This is a genomic window from Parapedobacter lycopersici (assembly GCF_040395035.1).
In the GTDB taxonomy this organism is placed as follows: Bacteria; Bacteroidota; Bacteroidia; order Sphingobacteriales; family Sphingobacteriaceae; genus Parapedobacter; species Parapedobacter lycopersici_A.
In genome coordinates this window covers 42,046-63,336 of record NZ_JBEBRB010000009.1, presented here as the reverse complement: position 1 = coordinate 63,336, position 21,291 = coordinate 42,046, and the positions used below count along the sequence as shown (strand labels likewise).

The 21,291-nt window shown below is 51.7% G+C and carries 16 protein-coding genes; 5 read left to right on the top strand and 11 right to left on the bottom strand.

What is annotated here, in order from left to right; translation table 11 throughout:
* The 10 genes from ABWO75_RS04160 to ABWO75_RS04115 form a co-directional block, all read right to left on the bottom strand.
* Positions 1-1,282, bottom strand: a 1,282-nt coding sequence (locus ABWO75_RS04160) for an amidohydrolase (RefSeq protein ID WP_353182860.1), incomplete at its 3' end; no start/stop codon positions are given.
* A 169-nt stretch (positions 1,283-1,451) separates the two neighbouring features.
* Positions 1,452-3,098 carry an aminotransferase class V-fold PLP-dependent enzyme gene (locus ABWO75_RS04155; RefSeq protein WP_353182858.1) on the bottom strand — a complete coding sequence of 549 codons (1,647 nt, stop codon included), beginning with the start codon at positions 3,096-3,098 and terminating at the stop codon, positions 1,452-1,454.
* 70 nt (positions 3,099-3,168) lie between these two features.
* On the bottom strand, positions 3,169-4,962 hold the full coding sequence (locus tag ABWO75_RS04150) for a PQQ-dependent sugar dehydrogenase (protein WP_353182856.1): 1,794 nt from the start codon (positions 4,960-4,962) through the stop codon (positions 3,169-3,171).
* A gap of 34 nt (positions 4,963-4,996) precedes the next feature.
* Entirely contained in the window at positions 4,997-6,268 is a 1,272-nt protein-coding gene (locus tag ABWO75_RS04145; protein ID WP_353182855.1) for an amidohydrolase/deacetylase family metallohydrolase, read from the bottom strand.
* Positions 6,269-6,283: 15 nt separating this feature from the next.
* On the bottom strand, positions 6,284-7,582 hold the full coding sequence (locus tag ABWO75_RS04140) for an amidohydrolase/deacetylase family metallohydrolase (protein ID WP_353182853.1): 1,299 nt from the start codon (positions 7,580-7,582) through the stop codon (positions 6,284-6,286).
* A gap of 26 nt (positions 7,583-7,608) precedes the next feature.
* Positions 7,609-8,406 (bottom strand): carbohydrate-binding family 9-like protein, encoded by a 798-nt coding sequence (locus ABWO75_RS04135; protein WP_353182851.1) that lies wholly within the window; start codon positions 8,404-8,406, stop codon positions 7,609-7,611.
* 8 nt (positions 8,407-8,414) lie between these two features.
* A complete protein-coding gene (locus ABWO75_RS04130) occupies positions 8,415-10,001 on the bottom strand; it encodes a SusD/RagB family nutrient-binding outer membrane lipoprotein (protein WP_353182849.1) in 1,587 nt (528 codons plus the stop codon).
* 36 nt (positions 10,002-10,037) lie between these two features.
* Positions 10,038-13,292 (bottom strand): SusC/RagA family TonB-linked outer membrane protein, encoded by a 3,255-nt coding sequence (locus tag ABWO75_RS04125; RefSeq protein ID WP_353182847.1) that lies wholly within the window; start codon positions 13,290-13,292, stop codon positions 10,038-10,040.
* Positions 13,293-13,497: 205 nt separating this feature from the next.
* Positions 13,498-14,688, bottom strand: coding sequence for a FecR family protein (locus ABWO75_RS04120; RefSeq protein ID WP_353182845.1), 1,191 nt, complete (start codon positions 14,686-14,688; stop codon positions 13,498-13,500).
* A gap of 117 nt (positions 14,689-14,805) precedes the next feature.
* Positions 14,806-15,393 carry a sigma-70 family RNA polymerase sigma factor gene (locus ABWO75_RS04115; RefSeq protein ID WP_353182843.1) on the bottom strand — a complete coding sequence of 196 codons (588 nt, stop codon included), beginning with the start codon at positions 15,391-15,393 and terminating at the stop codon, positions 14,806-14,808.
* Between the two features lie 298 nt (positions 15,394-15,691).
* Here ABWO75_RS04115 and ABWO75_RS04110 point away from each other — a divergent pair, with 298 nt between their 5' ends.
* On the top strand, positions 15,692-16,432 hold the full coding sequence (locus tag ABWO75_RS04110; RefSeq protein ID WP_353182841.1) for a sulfite exporter TauE/SafE family protein: 741 nt from the start codon (positions 15,692-15,694) through the stop codon (positions 16,430-16,432).
* A gap of 216 nt (positions 16,433-16,648) precedes the next feature.
* Positions 16,649-18,088, top strand: coding sequence for a sensor histidine kinase (locus tag ABWO75_RS04105; protein WP_353182839.1), 1,440 nt, complete (start codon positions 16,649-16,651; stop codon positions 18,086-18,088).
* A 7-nt stretch (positions 18,089-18,095) separates the two neighbouring features.
* On the opposite strand, the gene ABWO75_RS04100 is transcribed toward ABWO75_RS04105, so the two are convergent.
* Positions 18,096-18,863 carry an oxygenase MpaB family protein gene (locus ABWO75_RS04100; RefSeq protein ID WP_353182837.1) on the bottom strand — a complete coding sequence of 256 codons (768 nt, stop codon included), beginning with the start codon at positions 18,861-18,863 and terminating at the stop codon, positions 18,096-18,098.
* Positions 18,864-18,974: 111 nt separating this feature from the next.
* Here ABWO75_RS04100 and ABWO75_RS04095 point away from each other — a divergent pair, with 111 nt between their 5' ends.
* The 3 genes from ABWO75_RS04095 to ABWO75_RS04085 all read left to right on the top strand — a co-directional run bounded on the left by ABWO75_RS04095 (position 18,975) and on the right by ABWO75_RS04085 (position 21,263).
* Positions 18,975-19,601 carry a hypothetical protein gene (locus ABWO75_RS04095; RefSeq protein ID WP_353182835.1) on the top strand — a complete coding sequence of 209 codons (627 nt, stop codon included), beginning with the start codon at positions 18,975-18,977 and terminating at the stop codon, positions 19,599-19,601.
* Positions 19,598-19,903 (top strand): winged helix-turn-helix domain-containing protein, encoded by a 306-nt coding sequence (locus ABWO75_RS04090; RefSeq protein WP_353182833.1) that lies wholly within the window; start codon positions 19,598-19,600, stop codon positions 19,901-19,903. The genes ABWO75_RS04095 and ABWO75_RS04090 overlap by 4 nt, the downstream gene beginning before the upstream one ends.
* Before the next feature lie 115 nt (positions 19,904-20,018).
* The gene (locus tag ABWO75_RS04085) at positions 20,019-21,263 is read left to right on the top strand and encodes a hypothetical protein (RefSeq protein WP_353182831.1); all 1,245 of its coding nucleotides are present in this window, start codon (positions 20,019-20,021) and stop codon (positions 21,261-21,263) included.
* Positions 21,264-21,291: the final 28 nt, after the last annotated feature.

Sequence of the window (21,291 nt, the reverse complement as noted above, 5' to 3'; positions counted from 1 at the left end):
TTATGTTTGATAATGCCCTGACACCCAATAAAAAACCACTTTCATCAAGATAAAATCCAGGCGTATGGTGTGAGGGTGCCGTTTCGGGTTCTTGTCCCTTTGGCATTCCGCCCAGAAAGAAATACAAACCCGGTATTTCCTCCTGGAAAAAAGAAAAATCCTCAGCACCCGTTACCGCCTCACGAAGAAACACATTCGCTTCTCCGGCTGTTTCCTTCAATGAAGGGAGCATTCTTTCAGTCAGTTCCGGATCATTGTATGTCACCGGATAGCGCATACTGAATGGAATAAGGACTTCGGCCTCCGCTCCTGCACTTTCGGCCGTTTTAGTAGCCACCTGTTTCACCCGGTTGATGATCAACTGTTCATCCGCTGCACTCAATGCCCGGATAGTCCCCAGCATTTCAACCGTTGACGGAATAATATTGGAGCGGTTGCCCCCGTGAATAGCACCGATGGTAACCACTCCGGGATTTCGGGTTACATTCAGGTTGCGACTGATAATGGGCTGGAGGTTATTGATCACCTGGGCAGCTACGACGATGGGGTCAACAGACGACCAGGGATCCGCGCCATGGGCCGATTTGCCCTTAATCGTGATTTTCATGTCGTTAACGCTGGCCATTGTACCACCTGACCGGTAGCCGATTTTCCCTACCTCAATCTGTGAGTTGATATGCAGTCCGAAAATGACATCAGCATCCGGATGCTTCAACACACCTTCCGCTACCATCAGCTTGGCTCCTCCCTCTTCGCCAACGGGCGCCCCCTCTTCCGCCGGTTGAAAAATAAACTTCACCGTTCCGCGGATATCGGCTTTCATAGCCGATAAAACCTCAGCGGCCCCCATAAGCATGGCCATATGGGCATCATGTCCGCAGGCATGCATAACACCCACCTCTTCACCGTTATATTCCGTCCTGACTCGGGATGCAAATGGCAGGTCTGTGGTTTCCGTAACCGGGAGGCCGTCCATGTCTGCGCGTAATGCAACCACCGGTCCGGGTGCTCCACCCTTTAAAATACCGACAACGCCCGTTTTAGCAACGCCGGTCTGTACTTCCATACCGAGCGAGCGCAAGTGTTCTGCAATAACGGTGGCTGTACGGGTTTCGCGGTTACCCAATTCGGGATGTTCATGAAAATCCCGCCGCCAGGCGATCACCCGGTCTTCCATGCCACTGGCCAGTTCATCCACACGCGCACGGTATGCCGGCTCCTGGGCATGCAATGCCGTTGTAAAAAGAATGCCCAAAAGACAAGCCGATACGATCCTTTTCATATTTTTAGGGTTTATTTAGCGCTAAAGATACAAAAGTCAGCCCAGTTTTGTCGGCAATTAGCCCGAAAAAGAAGATGACCCGTTCGCGGCAGGTACAGCAAAAAAATCAGCGACGCTGCAAGTATGCAGGTCGCTGACACCAACTATATAAACATGATGAAAAAATGGACTAAGTGGCAAGCGGCGGTCCTACCGGTATTTTGATCGGCTTTATCTCGTCCGTATATTCATGTTTCCGCGCGGTGAACGTACACTCCAGGTATTCCCCCATGTGCAGGTTTCCGGAAATGGTGTTTCCGGAATCGCCGGTTACGGTACCCGAAAACGAATACACCAGCGAATCCCCCGGCCTGCGGAATACGCTGCGGAATTTTATCGAGTCGCCTTCAATAGAGCCAACCAGCCCCCGGCTGTGAAAATCACCCTGGTGAATACCATTGATCCAGTTCCCTTTCTGTTCCAGCAGAAAAACATGCGTACTTTCCCCATGAAAGAAATGGATGGTCACATCCCAGCGGCCGTCCAGCTGGTGCGCGGCGGCAGCCATTGTTTTCGGTTTTGGCGTGCGTTTCTTGGAAAGCAGCTCATGAATCCGGTCGGCGACAATCCGGTCATTTCCCTCCTGCATCTGAAACGCGGTAATGATCACACTAGTGGCACCGTTTTCTTTCAGTTCACCCGCCTGCAGCGCAATACGCGGTTTCGTATGGGCCAGTTCATCCGCAAATTCCTCACCGGTTACATGCAGCGCATTGGCATCCCAGCTGATGGTAAGCGTAGGGCTGTGATTGGACAAAGCCGTGGGCTCCTGAACCTCGGTGGTGATGCCGGGCACAGCAGAAACCCGCTTTTCAATCGTATCCAGCCAGGAAAGCCATTTTTGCCATTCCTTCTGGTGATCGCGCTTAATCCATGCTTCAACGGCAGCAACCATCCCCAGCGTTTCTTCGCGACCCACCTTATCGTTACGGCCGATGCCATGGTGCGGCGCACTCGCCTGCCACGCAGCCTGAAGAATGCTTTTTTTACCCAGTACCAGGCCGGCACCCTGCGGACCGCACATCACCTTTCCGCCACTGTAGGTCACTACATCGGCACCGCGTGCCAAGTGAACATTGGGAATGGTTAGGTCCTCGGCCGCAGCATCAACCAATACCGGCACATTCCATGGTTTCGCAACAGCGACGATCGACTCGGTGGATAGCGGACCGGAATCACTAGCATTATGCGCCAACAGGTAGATCATCGCCGTTTGCGGGCCGATCGCTGCCTTAAGCTCGTCAAGCGTTTCCACGGTGACGATCCGCACGCCTACGTTGCGTATCGAATGGTCGTAACTGTTACGGGAATGCCGGGGGATGATAACCTCCGTTTTATCGAATCCCCTAATATCAGGCAACTGGATCAACTTTTCGGGATTTCCGCCGGTGACACAGGCTACCGTAACGTGCTTCATTCCTGCCGCGCACCCGGATGAAACCATGCCCCATTCGGCACCGGTCAAGTCAGCAAGGTGCTGCCCGACACCTGCAGCAAGTTCATCATATTGCACAAAATAATTGGCAGCGGCGTGAATGGCATCCTTTACCTCCGGTAATTCCGCCGACCCCCCGATGATGGTAAACGTACCCCGGCAGTTGATCACCGGTTCCACACCGATAGCCGTATAAATTTCGGGGCCGGCAGTCTGATTGGCCAGCACATTCAGTAAACGGGTTCTTGAATCCTGTACAGTCGCATTTTTCGCTAAAGACACCCCCGAAAGGCCGGCGATGGGAAGTACGCCCAGTGTTTTTATTACATCTCTTCTTTTCATTATTTTTGGTTTTAAAGTGTATACAATCCAGAAACACTGGATTACATCATTGTTGGTTTTTACTGATTTCTTATTTTTTCACCACCTTTTCCCTGATTTTCCTGACTTCGCTCGGCGTTATCGGACTGGCATCGTTATCCCACCGGCTTCGGATGTAGCTGATAATGGATGCCGCTGCATGATCATCCAGAATGTTGGCATGCGGAGGCATAATTCCATTATATGTTTTCCCTTTAACGGTTATTTCGCCCTGTAATCCGTTCAGTATAATATCCACCAGCGGCTCAACCGGACCGGTCACCCGCTCTGATCCGGCGAGCGGCGGATACAGGTTATTATCGCCCATTCCATTGCGCTGGTGACAGGAGGCACAATAAGTGTCATAGAGGATACCACCTTCCAGCATACTTCCCTTGTCGAGTTCATCAACACCTTCCTCCGGCGTTTTAATATACGAACGGGAGCGCTGTTTCTCCATTACCGCTAGCTCATTGGCTCCGAAGGCCTGCCTGTCGCCTTTAAACATGATGCGCCAGATCCTGCCGTCGTTTGATTCCGATATGTAGAGCGAGCCGTCAGGGCCCTCGGCCAATCCCATCGGACGGTACACCGCATCACTTGTGTTCTCCACGGTATCCACACCCGTAAATCCATCCGCAAACACTTCCCATTCCCCCGCCTTTCCGTCCACGAGCGGCACAAAACACACGATGTATCCGGCTTGCGGGTAAGGAGAACGGTCGGTTGAACCGTGGAACGCAACAAATGCCCCCTGTTTATACCGTTCGGGGAATTGGTCTCCCTGATAGAACAGGATGTCCATCGGCGCCCAGTGCCCCGGAAAACCCACTACGGGGAGATCAAAATCCGCGGCACGCCCCTGCATTTTTCCGTCGCCCCCATATGCCGGTGCCAGTACATTTTTACCCTGTATTTGATCGTAATAACCATACGGCCAGCCAAAATCCGCTCCGTCCGTCACTCTCACCATAACTTCTGAGGGCAGCACCGCTCCCTGCCATGCGGTAAATTTATCCGGGTAGATGGTATGAAAATTATCGATACCGTTTACAACCGCATACAGGTGGTCATCCAGTGGGCTCCATGTCATTCCAACCACGCTGCGCAGACCGGTAGCCACCTGTACACCATCCTCCTGGGTCTGTCCCTCCTTAGCAGCGTCAAAGCGCCAGATGCCGGCGTGTTTTTCCCGTTCCGGGGAAGGATCCAATCCCTTTCCCCCAGGAGTGCCCGTAGGACCATACAACGCTTTGTCCTGACCTGCGTCGGAAGGTGCGCCGAACGGAATGTACATATTGCCATGCCGGTCGAATGCGGGCGGTTTGGTCGTATGCCAGTTCCGGCCTACATTGGGGTCGTTATCCGTTAAAATGACCTCGGTACGGCTTGTTGGAACCAGTTCCCCCGGCTGAAGTTTATTGCGGAGTACCTGTTTTACCGAGCTGGTATAAAGGTATCCATTGTGGATGGTCATGCCCACCGCCAGTCCGCCGAGATCTTCATAATCGCCGAAGCGCACAATCGAGTCGATCTTGCCGTCACCATCCAGGTCACGCATCGCCACCGAGCCACCTTCGCCCTTTTTGGACATGCGGAATTTGGCATAAATATCCCCATTTTCGTTCACGGCAATATGCCGCGTGGGTCCTACACTGTCAATTATCGTCAGCGCCTCAAAGCCCCCCGGCAGGATCAGTCCGCCGTTATCGGAATCGCTTGCGGGCAGCGCTGTGCCATTTGTGTTAGTGCCGTTACAGGCAACCGCCATGCAGGCCATCAGACAGCCACCAAAAAACCAGGAGGCAGCCCGCATGCGGTCAGTCACTTGCGTTATTTCGTTCATTTGTTAAATTAAAAAGTCGTTATTTCAATCAAGTTTAATTGGCCGGGGTGTCAATCCATTTACCGGAGATCCCGTTGAGATCCCACACGATCCGTCCCGCCCGGACGGTTATTTCCGCCTCAAATTTCCGGGTTCCCTTTAGTGTCTCCCTACCGGAATCCATGAAACCGAAATCTCCTTCCCGGATCCGCAGCACCGCGATATCCGCCGGAGCCCCCACATCGAGGTTGCCCAGATCGTCACGTTTGATGGCTTCAGCCGCTCTCCACGTAGCTGCGGGAATAATTTCATCCAGCGGCATGCCCATGGCCAGGAACTTGGACATGATATTCAGCATGTCTTTCATGCCGGAGTTCATACTGAAGCGGTGGAGGTCCATGCCGAACGCATCGGGATAAAAACCCTGTTGGACGGCGGGGATTGCCTGGTTAAACCAGAAACCGGCGCCGCCATGGCCCACGTCGAACAATATCCCCCGCTTGCGCGCTTCCAGCACGAACGGACGCACCTTACCCTGTTCATCGGTGATGGGCATGCGTTCGCTTACCTGTTCATAGGTGTGGGTGATGATATCGCCCGGGCGCATTTTTTTCAATTGGTCTTCCAGCGTGTATTCCGGCAGGTGACACTCCACAAACAGCGGTACACCGGCCAGCGACGCCGCTTCCAGCGCCCGGTCAAAGGGCGTCCAGTCCGTACCCAGGTAATGTCCAATTTTTACACCCACGATAACATCGGAATAATCCCTGATCCGCGTCGATGTGAGCCAGGCGTTCATGTCCTGCAGGTCCTGTTCGCCCGGGGAGCCCACCATCCCGGCCCCGGCGATATTCAAAAATGCCAGTACACGGGTCTGCACCTGGTCAATGACCTGCTTCTTAAACAGCGGAAAACTCCGCCAGCCGGACGTACCGGCGTCCACCACCGTAGTAATGCCCGACCGGAAGGTGAAATCATCTGGTGAAACACTGGAGATGCCATTTGCAAACTGGCCCGCTTCACTGCCCACAAACACATGGGTATGCAGGTTAATCAGCCCGGGAGTAACCAGTAAGCCATTGGCATCAATTACCTTTTTCGCGTCGCCGGCCGGAATGTCTGCGGCCACCAGCGCGATGGTATCACCCGCCACAGCCACATCCATGACGCCGTTGCGTCCGTTTTTGGGATCAATGACGTGCCCGCCTTTGATTAACAAATCATAGGACTGACCAAATAGCAGCATCGGGCAGCTTAACGTCACCAACCAGCAATTGAGTCTGATCAGGAACCGCAGCACGCGGGGTTTAACATTGGTATTATTCATGGTTATCCTGCTTACTTATTGTTCGAGAATCATCGCATCGTCCCATTTCCTGCCGGCGCGGCCATTCAGGTCCCACACGACCCTGCCCGCACGGATGGTGATTTCGGCTTCCAGCTTCTTATCCCCTTCCAGGGTGACACCACGTACGTCCAAAAACCCGAACTTACCTTCCCGCAGGTTAAGGACCGTAATGTCAGCCTCGCTTCCCACACTTAAATGGCCGAGGTCCGGCCGGCTAATCACCTGTGCCGGGCGCCATGTTGTTTTCAGGATAACCTGCTCAAGCGGCATACCAAGCGTCAGGAATTTGGACATCACGTTATCCAGTCCTTTCATTGCCGCGTTCATACTTTGAGTATGCAGGTCGGTGCTGATGACATCAGCCCAAAAGCCATCGCGCGTGGCGGGGATAGCCTGGCGCCATGAAAACGCCCCACCGCCATGGCCAACGTCAAAAATAATTCCCCGTTTCTGGGCCTCAAACACGAAGGGCTTTACATGACCTTTTTCGTCCACGATCGTTTCCCTGTTTTTCGGGCCATACGAATACGTATGCGTAAACGCGTCACCCGGACGAAGAATGTCCATAAAGAGCTTTTCAATGGAAAGCGGTGGTTGGTGTTCGCCAAAGTCTACCATTACCGGTACACCTGCGAGGTTTCCAGCCTCCACAGCACGCTCTACCTGAGTATAATCACCCCAGTAATGCGCGGCTTTAATGCCCACGATAATATCCGGAAAAAGTTCCTTGATCATATGGGCGGTCATCACCGGATTCATATCCGACACATCCTGTTCTTCAAACCGGCCCAGCATTCCGATTCCTACAATATTCAGGAATGCCAGTACCCGGGTGCTCGAGCGGTCGATGGTCTGTTCTTTAAAATCCCGGAAGTTCCGCCAGCCGGACGATCCGGCATCAACCAGGGTTGTTACGCCCGTCCGAAAGGAAAATCCATCCGGTGCCACGCTCGTGTGTCCATCGGCAATGTAAGACATTGGATTGGTCCCATTGAATACGTGGGCATGCATATCGATCAGTCCGGGGGTTACATACAATCCCGCGACATCGATGGTCTTCCTGGCCGATGATTCAGGGATGCTTTTGGCAACCTTGAAGATTTTCCCATCGGCTACGGCAACATCCATCACCTCATTGATGCCGTTTTTCGGATCGATGACATGGCCGCCCTTCAACAGCAGATCAATATCCTGGGCCTTTACCAAGGACATCGAAAATAAACAGATCAGCAGCGCGAGTACGTGCTTGGTACCGGAAGCGGCTTTACGCCATGCATTCGTTTGTTTTAGCATATCGGTTAATTTTGGTTTATTCATTACTATTCAAATTGTATACGGAGAAACTTCGCCAGCTCATGGAAAGACCGTTCGATCGTCGGTGTCCAAGACCATTTCACCTGCGCACCCGCATCGTAGTCTATTCTACAGAAATTGGCATGCCATACGGTACCACTTACGGGTACCGTATGGCCGCCATCCGCCAATAGGGTAAACGGAAAATACATTTCCGCCGACCAGGCTGCAATCTCACCTTCCACTCCGCTTGATGGTATAGCCACGTTTACAGCTTTCTTTACCCGACGGGTTCCATCATACTGTTCGGGGAAGTCCGACCGGGACTGCCCGTCCTTCCGACTGATAAAAAGCACCAGTTCGCTATTCAACGCGTTGATTTCATATTCAACATAGGAAACCGCAGCTCCTTCCTTAGTATCGGACAGATTTATCCCGGTATCCGGGTGAAAGAAAACTTCAAAAACATCGCCATTCCAAAGTTCGCCGAAGTCTTCGTCATAAACGGTTGTGATACGGCGGTCTTCTCCTTCAAACAGCACGTAAATTCCCGTGTTGGAATAGCAGATTTTAAATTTACTTGCATAGGCTTCCCCACCGTCATCCAGTTTTGTCATGGACTGCCAGGCAACCGATTCCCAAATTGGGTGACTGCCTGTTCCGGTTAATTCGAAATCTTCGACTTTCGGCACCAGCAGCGGCACTTTATCAGGCATGCACAAGGCATACCCATCCACCGGTGGGATGGCGTTCGCCGGCCCGATGGCCAATATAACGAATACCAGCTGAACAAATTGGCTTATATACAGGCTTATACCAGTCATCGTGTCGGTCAATTGACTTCGCCCACTAACGTAATCGTTCCATTTGTATCCCACCACAGCGGGGTAGCCGCGTTGTCCGGACCACTTAGCAATGCCTCTGCCGCGGTTACGGCCGGCCCGTTACGATCACGGTCATAATTAACAAACGGGATCCGGCGGATCATCGTATTTGCAGGAACATCCGGATTGTCCGAGTGAACCAGCGCATACAATTTCGGGTATCCGGAACGCCGTACCTCAGCCCAGGCTTCATACCCATCTGGAAACAGCGCGAGCCATTTCTGCGTCAGCACCTGTTCACGCTGTTTTTCGGGGTTGGTTGCGAACTGTACCGGAATATCCGTCAGCGCCGGTGTGTTGAAATAGCCACCGGGTGCTGCGGGCAGGCTTGTTCCATTGATGTAATCGTTAATCACATCCGCGTTATTAATTTCATTGGTACGCATCGACATCGCAATCCCTTGCTCATACAATTCCTTCGCCGTTCCACCCATGTTCCAACCATTCAACGCGCCTTCTGCCCGCAGGAAATAGGCTTCCGCGGAGTACATCACCGACATTGGCGTAATTGCCATAGATTCAGGCATCAATCGCCTGGCCACATTGGAACTGTGGTCATAATCGTTCTGGGGCAACATCTGCTCCGCCGGCACCATTCCATTGCGCACCCCTTTGTATTCTCCGGTCAGCACCGCCGGCTGGAAATACCGGCTAAGCCGCGGATCGTCGTATCCCGTCATCAGGCTTTCCATTGCGGCACTCATCCGGAATTCGTTCCATCCGGAGATATACGCCAGTTGATTCACATTATTGGTAGAAACAGCTAGGTACGCATCTTCTGCGAAATCTGTCAGCACACCATTTGCCACGGCAGTCTCGGCCTCCTGCCTTGCCTTTTCAGGTTCCACCTGTGAAATCCGTAACGCCAGCCGCAGCCGCAGTGTGTTGGCAAATTTCAACCATAGCGCGTTATCACCGCCATAAATCAGGTCCTGCTCCCCATAGGATGGCCGGTCGAGGTTGCTGCTCAGTGTCGCTGTCGCCTCATCCAGTTCCTTAAAAAAATCGAAGTAGATATCCCGCTGATTGTCATAAGCAATGGTTTTTTCCGTAGAACCGATCTGCGAATAAGGGATCGGGCCGAAGTAATCCGTCGTGCGGTGGAGCACAAACACCTTCCAGATCCGGGCAATGGCATTTAACGTGGGAAAATCACCGGTTGCTGTTTCATTGATGATGAAATACAGAGACGGCATCGTTGCGATGTAAGTATTAATCCAATGGTCCTGTACCCAATTCTGTACGATGGAATACCGGTGAGAGGCAAAGGCCGTCTGCGTACCGGCATAATATTGCGCATATTGATCGGCAAATAAATTCTGTCCCGTCTGAAAACGCGGTGCCCCGTCCGGTGCCGCAACGCCGTTATAGAGTGCGTTGGAAAACAATCTCCGGATGTCTTCGGGTTCAAGTGATACCAGTCTGGTCGGATCGGTATTGATATCTTCAAAATTCTTGGTACATCCGACCATGATTGCCAGCAGGCAAAGCACGAAAATACTTTTCCCTTTTGGCAGTGCAATTTTCTTTCTCATTATAATAAAAACTATAAGGTTCTCTTTAATTTGTGATTAAAACGATAATCGGAGGTTAAATCCGAAGCTTCGGGTCGACGGAAGGGAACCGTATTCCAAACCACCGCCATTACCCGTACCCAATGTCAATTCGGGATCAAACGGCGCTTCACGCTGCAGGAAGAACAGGTTTCTTCCCACCAAGGATAAGCGGGCGGCCCGGATAAACTTACTGCCGCTCAGCAATTCGCTGGGAAGGCTATAGCCCAGTACCACCTCGCGCAACCGCAGATTGGTCGCTGAGTAGGTATACAGCTCACCGGTCGGATAACGGTCGCCAATGGCGCTCCAATACGTCTGTGCAGAAATCGTTTTATCATTGCGTTCGCCATCTACTGTATACGCATCCAGTACCAATCCGTTTTCGCGGCCTTCAAGTGAGTTCTTGGAGTGGCCATCTGCATCAATCAATGCCTGCGTACCGGACAGTACTACACCACCATTCCGGTAATCGAGCAGGAAACTAAGGGAAAAATCGCGGTACCGGAAATTATTGGAAAACCCGAGCATGTAATTGGGGTTAAAGTTACCCACCAACAGGTCCTTTCCGGCCGTGAGTAACGGCGACCCGTTATTATCCACCAACCGCCGTCCCTGCTCATCCCGGCGCCACGCTTTTGAATACATATCGCCATAACGATCCCCTTCAGTCACGCGGATGGTTGCCAGGCGATCGTCGCGTATGATTACCGAGCTGATGTCGTCGGTCAGGCGAATGATCTTATTGTTGTTTTTCGCATAGTTAACGGAAACATCCCAGGAGAAATTGGTTGACCTAACCGGGGTAGCTGTAATGAGCGCTTCCACGCCATAATTCTGGATTAACCCTGCGTTGATGTAACGCTGATCGTACAGCGATGCTGATGGTGCACCGATCAACAGCAGCTGGTTTTTGGTGCGGCTATCGTAATAAGTAACGTCAAAGCCAAACCGGCTGTTGAAGAACCGCCATTCGAGTCCCACTTCTGTTGAGCTGGTGATTTCAGGCTTATACGTATTGAACGACTGGATGGTTGGCGTAAGAATCAACCCGCCTGCACCTACTGTGTAATAATTCTGGTTCAGGTACTGGTTTCCACCCGAACCGGCATTGGCATAAGACACCCGCGCCTTTCCGTACGAAATCCATGAGGGCATGGTAAACATATCCGACAGGATACCGATCAGACCGATGGAAGGATAAAAATAAGACTGGTTGCCTTTTGGCAGCGCCGACGACCAGTCGTTCCGTGCAGTCACATCCAGAAACAGGTAGTCGCGGTAGGCCAACGTAGCGGTCGCATACAGCGCCTGGATCTGCGGGCTTCTGCCGTGGTCGGTGGTGACGATCGGTGCCTTGGCGTTCGACATTTCGAAGAAATTGGCTTTATTCAGGCCATTCGCGTCCGTATAAACCTCCTCATACCGGCTTTCCTGTATCGATCCCCCCACATTTCCCGTAAACTTCAGGTCGGGGGTAAAATCATGCCGGAAGGAAGCCAATGCATCCATGTTCGTCGCATAACGATTGGTATTCCGAAGAAAATAGTTCGCGCCGACCAGGCTGTAATACGAGTCGGCATAGACCCGCCGATCCCATCTCGTAATGGTTTTGTCGATGCTGCCGCGCACGAGTATATCCACCCAGCTGGCCAGTTTATAGGTAGCCGACAGCAATCCCAGCACACGGTCTTTCCGCTGGTGATAAATATTGCGGTTCATGTAGAAAAAGGGATTGCCCAAAACAGATGAATTGGGTTTCCAGTAGCTTTGCATCATATCCCCTTCGTCATTCACATATTCAAATTTCTCCATTTCGGAGATGGGGATGGAAGTTGGCGCACGGTAAATCGAGGTTAATGAAAATCCGGTTTCCCCGAGTGCAGGCCGGTTAAATACATCATCGTAAATGTAGCTGATCTTGGAATCGAAGGAAAGTTTTGACGATAGCTGGTTGCTGATCTTGAAATCGAAATTATGTCGGGTCAGGTCGTTGTTCTGCATAATGCCACCGGCCAGCATGTTGGCATATGAAAAATAGGTTTTAATGGTTTCCGTACCGCCTGTCAGCGTCAGGGAGTTGCTGAATGTCTTCCCCGTCCGGAAAAATTCGTCAAAACGGTCGGGCTGCCCCACCAGTGGGACGGTACTGCCATTCCAGAGTGTTACCTCCTGGCCGTCAGCTTTCGGGCCCCAGCTGTGCTCGGAATTCGGCGAGTATACGCCGGCCGATCCCTGGCCATACTCATATTGGAATTCCGGCAGTGCCGTAGGTCGATCCCAGGTAAAACCCGTGGAAAAATCCACGGCCAGCGGTCCGGCCTCGGGTCGTTTCGTGGTGATGATAATAGCACCGTTCTGGCCTGCACTGCCATACAGCGCTGCCGCCGAAGCACCTTTCAGCACGGTCATGCTCGCAATATCATCGGAGTTGATCATGCTGATACCGCCATCGAGCGGTACCCCATCGATGACATATAACGGCTGGTTATTTCCCGTGATCGAACGGTTTCCGCGCAACACCACGCGTGATTCACCACCGGGTCCTTCTGGATTTTTGGTAATGTTAACACCGGCTACTTTCCCCTGCAACGAGTTGATCATGTTGCTCTCTTTTGCTTGGCTGAGCTGGTCGCCGCCGATGTTCTGGGCCGAGTAGGAAAGCGATTTCTTTTCGCGGGTTATGCCCAATGCGGTAACTACTACTTCTTCCAGGTCCGAATAAACCGGTGTCAGCACAACAGACAGCCGCTGCTGCCCGGTTACCGTCACTTCCTGATCCTGGTAGCCGATATTACTGAATACCAGCACATCGTTCGGATTCGCCTCGATCTGGAATACCCCCTCCGCATTCGTTGCCGTCCCCCGCTGACTTCCCTTTATCAATACCGATACCCCTACCAGCGGACGTCCAAGGGAGTCCACAACCGAACCTGAAATGGGTTGTTGCTGGATGGGTTTTACCAACGGTGCGGGGCGCCGCTTCCGGATAACCACCGTTTTATTTTCGTTAAAAACAAATTCGAACGGCTGAGTCCCGAAACAGCGCTTCAGTACCGATTCCAGCGGTTCATTATATGCGATAAGTGTGATAGGCGCCATGTTTTCCATCAGCTTCGCGTCATAAATAAAATCATAGCCGCTCTGCTGGGAAAGGGTGAACAGCACCTTGGTGATCGGCGCACCCTTTACCTGGATACTCACGTCCTGGCCGCGGCTGGCGACCGCCGCCTGCATAAACACGAAGGTTAACAACACCGTGGCCTTCATCATCAACAGAAATTTACGTGAATAGAATGTTGGTTTGCTGCAGCGTTTTGCAGTAAAAATTTTATACATTTGGAAATTGGGTTTAATTAAGAACTTGATTTCTTTTCAGTTGGTTAGTTACCCATTTAGATTCACCTGGTGAACCTACAGCCGGTTGGCGCGGCAACGCCTCCGGCTTTTTGCAACTATATGCCGCTTGTATAACGTATTATTTCCCGATTACGACCACCCTCCTTTCTATAATCTTAAAGTCTATAATTCCAGTTTCTTTAAAGCTATCCAGCAACTGGGCAATGCTTTTGGACCGCTGGAAAATACCACCAAAGTGCTTCTGCATCAGATTGCCCTGGTACTCCACGTCAATATCATACCAGCGTGAGATCCGCTGCATGATGCTTTTTATATTCTCGTTGTTAAACACAAAATAACCCTTCTGCCAGGCCAATTCCCGGTCCATGTCAGCGTGTATTACCGCCGGCTCGGATTGCCCGTCCTGATAAAGTGCAGCCTGTCCCGGTTTAAGAACAACCGGGTGTCCCTGTTTTCCGCTGACTTCGACGCGGCCTTCCACGAGCGTGGTTTTCGTTGTTGTTTCATCCGCGTAGGCACTGATATTGAATACCGTACCCAATACCCTGGTAACCTGCCTTGGTGTTTTTACATAAAACGGTTTGCTTTTATCGTGGGCAACTTCAAAATAAGCCTCGCCGACCAGCTCCACCTCCCGCCGGTCGCCAACGAACCGGGTTGGAAACCGGATATAGGAATCCGCATTCAAATGTACCCGGGATCCGTCAGGGAGCACAAGCCGGTATTGGCCGCCCTTGGGTATGCGGATGGAGTTATACGTAACCGTGGCAGATGCGTCATCGCTCCGGTCATACCGCAGCTGTCCGCCCGCGGATTTCAGGATATTGGCTCCCGCATCTTCCGCCACCAGGCCGTTGCCGGTATCATCCAATACGATTACACGACCATCCCCCAGTGTCAGTATGGCCTTATTGCCACCGGGTTTGATGTTATATTGTTCCGCAGCCTGCGCCAGCGTCAGTTCAGCGGATGAAGCAGTTAGCCGGTACTGGGTATAAAAATACATCGATACCATCGCAATCAGCAAAACCGAAGCCGCTGCGTATAACCAGCTGCTGATGAGCTGCTGACGGGGCCGGCGATGTCCGGTCGTTTCAAAAATCCGGCGCAGCATTTCTGACCCCTTATCCGATGTCAGTACTGTATTGTCGGTTGCCTCAAACTGCTCCCATGAATCATCCAATAGCCGTTCCGCATCGCGTTTATTTTCGTCGTCGGCCATTAATGCCAGCAACTCCTCGCGTTCGGATGGCGTAATGGTGCTCTCCATGGCACGTTTTAACAATATGGCCAGTCGCTGATTTTGCATGTAACAGGTTATTACGGATATAATTCGTACAATAAAGACACGACGGTAGCCAAAAGGTGGATATGATTTTAAGAAAAAGTGAAAATCTCCAGCAAATAATCAGCAATTAACTGGTTATCAATCACAAATAAAAAGAAAAGATAGCTGGATGAGCAGCAGGAATGCATGGCCTTTGATAAACTCGATTACGAACTTCATCGCCAGGTGCTGATATTTTTTAACGGATTCAATCGAAAGTTGCAACTCCCGGGCGATCTCCGGATTCTTAAAACCATTGCGCCGGAGGGAAAAAACCTTTTGCTGCTGGGGGGGTAATAATTGTACGGCGCGGTCAACCAGCTGTGAATAGGCTTCCTGTTCGGTTTCCCTGGTAGCGGCGTCGGTTTCCAGCTGGCGGGCGAATTCTTCCTGCCTGCGTCGCTCGGCCGCCATGCGCCGGATGTAATTCAGGGTATGGTTCCGGCAGAGGACAAATAAATAGGCGTCAAACCGGTTAATCTGCGGAAGCATCTCCCGGTCTACCCAGATTTTGGTGAACACATCCTGCAGAATTTCTTCGGTAGCGGCCCTGGAATTAGTCAGCAACTGAACAAATTCTCCAACCTGGTTATAGTATGCATAAAACAACGCGGAGAACGCCTGCTCATTACCGTCGGCAATTTTTTCCAACAGTTCCGTTTCATTCGGTGTCCTTCGTAATGCCATAATTTACGCAATCCTTGGTTACAGCGGCCACTATTTCGATATACTATCGAGCTAGCCGGTAATAAATGCCCCTGCTTTCAATTATTATCTAAGTCTAATTGGATTTTGAAAACCAAATATACTAACGAAGCACCAATCCAGCAACTTTTTCAAGAAACATTCCCGATTTACCACCCGTCCTTCCGTACCCCAATTAGCCGCATTCCGGCAGTTGATCCGTCACTTAAATTTTAGATATTGCATCGGAAACCCGATATTCGCCAGCGCACCATCATCACCAAAACAAGCGTCGAAATACATGGATTTTACTTTCTTTTATGTAGCCGCCGTCAGCTTTATTGCCACGTTGGTCCGGTCGACATTAGGTTTCGGCGAATCGCTGATTGCCGTACCGCTCCTGATCGTTATTTTGCCCGTAACTGTGGCCGTGCCCCTATCCGTGCTGTTATCCATCGTGATCGCACTCGTGGTGGTGATCCAGGATCACCGGAAAATCCATCTTTACAGCGCGAAGTGGCTGATCTTCTTCGCGTTGCTGGGTATTCCGCTGGGATTGCTGTTACTGGTTTACGGCAGTGAAAACCAGGTGAAATTCGGACTGGGTGCTGCCATCACCGGTTATGCACTGTACGCACTATGGAAAAAAAATGGTCTCCAACTAAAAACAGACCACAAAGGCTGGCTGTTTGCCTGCGGTTTTCTCTCCGGTATCCTCGGGGGTGCATACGGGCTAAACGGTCCGCCGCTCATTGTATACGGTAATATGCGGCAATGGGATGCCAAGCAATTCCGGGCTACGCTGCAGGCCTATTTTTTGCCGGTGAGTTTTGCAGGGGTTATTGGCTACTGGATTAAGGATCTCCTCAATGCCGATGTTTTCCGTTATTTTATGGTTGCACTCCCAGCCGCCATTCCGGCGATATTCCTGGGGCGGTACCTGAATCACCGCCTGAACAACGAATCCTTTTTCCGCTACGTTTACGTTGGGTTGCTGTGCATCGGCATTTCCATTCTCTTTGGTGCGTTTAACGGGCATTAAACAGGTGCCCAACATTTTTACATCCGCTTTCGTGCCCGTTGCAATAATGGCCCCGCCTATCTAAAATATTCCTGTTTCACGAACAATTTTTATGGCAGAACGTTAAGTCATTTATTAATGATTTAGCTGACTACCCAAAAAAGGACATGTTCTTTTCATCGCCTTTAGCGGCTACGACAGGCAGGAACACCGGATACTATGACAGGCAAAACGCGGATGAAGAAAATCCTCCGCCGTACAAGGGCACAACTAGCGGCTTCGCTTGAAACCGGGCTTGCGGGCACCTTTTACTGGGATATTCCACGGGACCTGATTATAGCTGATGAAAACATTACGCATTATTTTTCGCTGCCCCGGGCCGCCATCACGGAAGGTGTCCCGATTAAGCATATCTTACCCGCTATTTACGGAGGTGACCGGACACGTGTCCGACGGTCGTTAACCGCGGCAATCAAAAATGCCATCGGCTACCGGGAAGAATTCCGTATCCGCCTTCCCGACGGCGATATCCGGTGGATTTCCGCACGCTGCACCATCAGGCGCGATGCCGATGGGCTAGCCATCGGGCTTTCGGGCCTGGTGATGGACATCACTGAACGGAAAACGGCCGAAGAAGCCCTGCGGCAGTCAGAGGAAAATTACCGGGTCATCGTTAACCAGAGTATCGCCGGGATTCTGAAAGTGGACTTTTCCGGCAGCATTATTTTTTCAAACGAACGGTTCGGCAAAATGCTCGGCTACCGTGTTCCACAGCTGCTGGAACTGACCGTCACGGATATTATTTATGAAGCCGATATCGACCGCAATGCGGTGTTATTCGAGCGCCTGGTAAACGAGGGAGCAGCGTACGAAATTGAAAAGCGCCTACTGTGCAACGACGGGTCGGTCATCTGGGTCAATAATCAGATTTCGCCGATTTTTGACCCACAGGGAAAGCCGCATTCCGCAGTCATCATCTCCGTTGATATCACCCGGCAGAAAGCGGTGGAACAGCAAAAGGATGAATTCATCAGCATGGCCAGCCACGAACTCAAAACCCCATTAACGGGGATCAAGGCCTACGGACAGCTGCTCAACCGCGAATTCCGCCACATTGATGAACGGCAAAGTGCAACCCTCATCATGAAACTGAACGGGCAGATCGACCGGATGGTAAAGCTCGTATATGCATTGCTGGATACGACGATGATCTCCGGTGGGGAACTCGGACTGCAAAAAGAAACATTCGACCTGAATCTACTGGTGGAAGAGCAGCTGAAGGAAGCCCGTATTACCGGTCCGACGCATCATTTTTCCCATCGGCCCTGCAGCCGTCCGGCCATCAGCGCCGACCGGGAGCGCATCGGCCAGGTGCTGACCAACCTGATCGGTAATGCCATCAAATATTCGGCGGAGGGTTCCGAGGTTTCCATTCACTGTGAAAATGGGGAACACCGGATAAAAGTCAGCATCACGGACGACGGCATTGGGCTCTCCGCAGACATGCAGGAAAAGGTCTTTGATCGTTTTTTCCGCGTTGGCGCCCCCGCGCCGGCGCAGGGGTTCGGCCTGGGACTATACATCGCGTCGGAGATCATTAAGAAGCATGACGGTGAAATCGGCGTAAACAGCACCCCGGGAAACGGATCGGTTTTCTATTTTACACTCCCGGTGTAAAACCGGGTCAGTTACCCGGATCGCGGTCCAGGGCCTTAACCTGGGCTTTATACTCCGATGGCAATATCGCATTTTTCAATAACGGATCCAGTCGCAGGATCCGGCTTAGTTTGTAGGCGCCCAGCAACAGGGCTGCAATGGGACTGTGGCCAAGGCCCAGCAACCGGTTTACCCGTTCGGGCACCAGGGCCCGCTGCACCTGCTTTAAAATCAGGAACCTGAACCGGCCGAGGTGGCGCCGGTACTGCTTATACAGGTCTTTGGTAAATGCCCCATTCGATAGGTGCTCACGCAAGCCTGCCTTCCGCATGATCACCCACTGTCCATGGGTGGCGGGCAGGCCATTAATCTGCATACGCAATCCCACCCGACGGAAAACCTGAAATACCTCCTCCCGTTCGGCGGTGTCCAGTTTTCCTTCCAGTAATTCATAAGCGCGTACGGAGTAATCGATCAGCATAAACAGCACATCGCGGTACGCCCAGTCGGGAATCCGCCGACCCCGCTGGTGTTCGACCCCGCGGTGGATGGCGGAAATTCCGTCGATGGCACGCAACGCGCCGTCGTGCGGGGCAAATACGATCTGACGGGCATAGGCAACGGTAGCGAACAGCCGTTTCAATGGATCAGCCGGAAGGCGCCCGGTGAAATAAAGCCAATCGACCGCTTTGTTCAATGCAAACTCCGCGGAAGCCCCGGCAAAAATCAGCAGCACCGTATCGCTCTTCCCCCAGATGCGCCGGACTATTGAATCGCTCCGCACAAAATTTTCCATAAATATCCGTCAATGAACCGCGTTATCCCCTACCGGGAATTTTCAAATAAATCACCTCCCCGCTTGCAAAATTAAAATTTCTATTTAACTTTGAAAAAAAAAGTACTTTTAATGACACAAGAAAAGGACTATACCAGGGACCTCACAGCGATCCGTTCCATGATGGAACGCACGTCCAAGTTCCTGTCGTTATCGGGGTGGGCAGGCGTTATGGCTGGAATTTACGCATTGGCAGGAGTCTATATCGCCTATCAGTACCTCGGTGTCCGTCCGGATCAGCTGACCTATGCGGCAACGGCACCCGAAACCTGGTCCATTACCGGAACCCGGCTCATCGCGCTGGCACTGACTGTGCTGGTACTGGCCATCGGTACGGCGGTTTACCTTTCTTATAAAAAGGCCGGCAAACGGAGTGAAAAATTATGGAACGGCACATCCAGGCGGCTCGTGCTGAATATGGCCGTTCCGCTCGTAACCGGCGGCGTGTTGATCCTCATCCTGATCGCAAAGGGATTGACCGGACTCATCGTTCCGTTTACCCTGATATTTTACGGACTGGCTTTGTATAGTGCTGGCCAATTCACCTACGGCGCCGTGCGCGTACTGGGACTGATCGAAATAGGGCTCGGACTGATCAGCGCCTATTTTGTTGGACTGGGACTGTACTGCTGGGCCGTAGGCTTCGGGCTGTTCCACATCATTTATGGCATTTATATCCATTACAGGTACGAGCAGTGAAGATATCCATCGGTAATTTACATAAAGCCTTCGAAAGCAGGATCCGGCTCGGTATGATGTCTGCTTTGGCCGTCAGCGATACGCTGGACTTCAATTCGTTGAAGGAAATGCTGGATGTTACCGACGGTAACCTGGCAAGCCATATCAAGGCGCTGGAAAAGGAAGCGTTCATTGAAGTGAAAAAGTCCTTCGTTGGTAAAAAACCCAACACCCGGTATTCCATAACGAAAGCCGGTAAAAAAGCGTTTGAGGACCACCTGAATACGTTAGAACAATTAATTAAATCGCAAAAAAACGGATAGAAAGTCTTATTTTTTTATTTATAAACTTTGAATTACAAAGTTCTTTTTAGACATCAATGATTCCGCCGCACACGGCTAACCCACTACACAAATCACACACGCAATGAACAATCCCATGAGACAACGGATCCTGTCCCACCTGGACAACCCCCGGCAGCTTGAACACTTGTACCAATCAGACAAACAGGTATTTACGCGCGCGTTTAACACCCTGTATCCCGAAATCAAGGACAATACGCTTGCCACTTACTGGAATGAGCGGCTGAATTTCACCACCGAAAAAAGCACAGCGGGTACGCGCAACGATTTGATTTTTATTTGTGTTGCTTCACTGCTGGCCGGCCTCATCGCCAAACTGCCGGTACTGTTTGGGATAGACGAAACGTTTTTCTATTCCCGCAATGCCGGCTTTGTGGTCTTTCCCTTGCTGACCGCCTACTTTGCCTGGCAGCATAAACTGCAGTCCGGCAAAATTGCCGTCCTTGCAGGCGCAACGTTACTGGGATTGGCTTTCATTAACTTTCTTCCCAACAACGAAAAGAGCGACACCCTGATATTATCCTGTATTCACCTGCCGTTATGGCTGTGGGCAATCCTGGGTACCGCGTTTACCGGCAACGACCATGGCAGCAACAGCAAACGGATCGGCTTTCTGACCTACAATGGCGATCTGCTGGTGATGACCGGACTGCTTCTCATCGCCGGTATTGCCCTCTCCGGCATCACCCTCGGCCTCTTCTCGTTGATCGGCCTGGCTATCGAAACCTTATATTTCCGGAATATTGGTGTAGTCGGGCTTGCTGCCGCTCCGATGGTGGGCACATACCTGGTCCGGTCGAATCCCCAATTGGTAGGTAAAATAGCGCCGGTGATTGCCCGGATCTTCTGCCCGCTGGTGCTGGTCATGCTCGTGACTTACCTCGCAGCAACCCTATATGCAGGAAAAGATCCCTACCGTGACCGGGAATTTCTATTGGTATTCAATGTCCTGCTGATCGGTGTTATGGCCCTGATATTCTTTGCCATCGCCGGAACGTCCGCTGCTGCAAAAAGCCGCACCGAGCTATGGCTGCTCCTGCTGCTGTCAATGGTAACCATTGCCGTCAATGGCATTGCACTATCCGCGGTCCTGTTCCGGATTACAACCTGGGGTATTACGCCAAACCGGCTCGCCGTGTTCGGCGGGAACGTATTGATCCTGATTAACCTGCTGTTGGTGACCGTTCAGTTATTCCGGGTACTCAAAGGGAAATCCACGATCAGCGGAGTCGAAAGAATCATTGCCGTTTACCTACCTGTTTATGCCCTGTGGGCGGCGGTCGTGACTTTCCTATTCCCATTGCTTTTCGGATTTCAATAGCGCTCCGGACGGCCCGGGCAATTGGCAC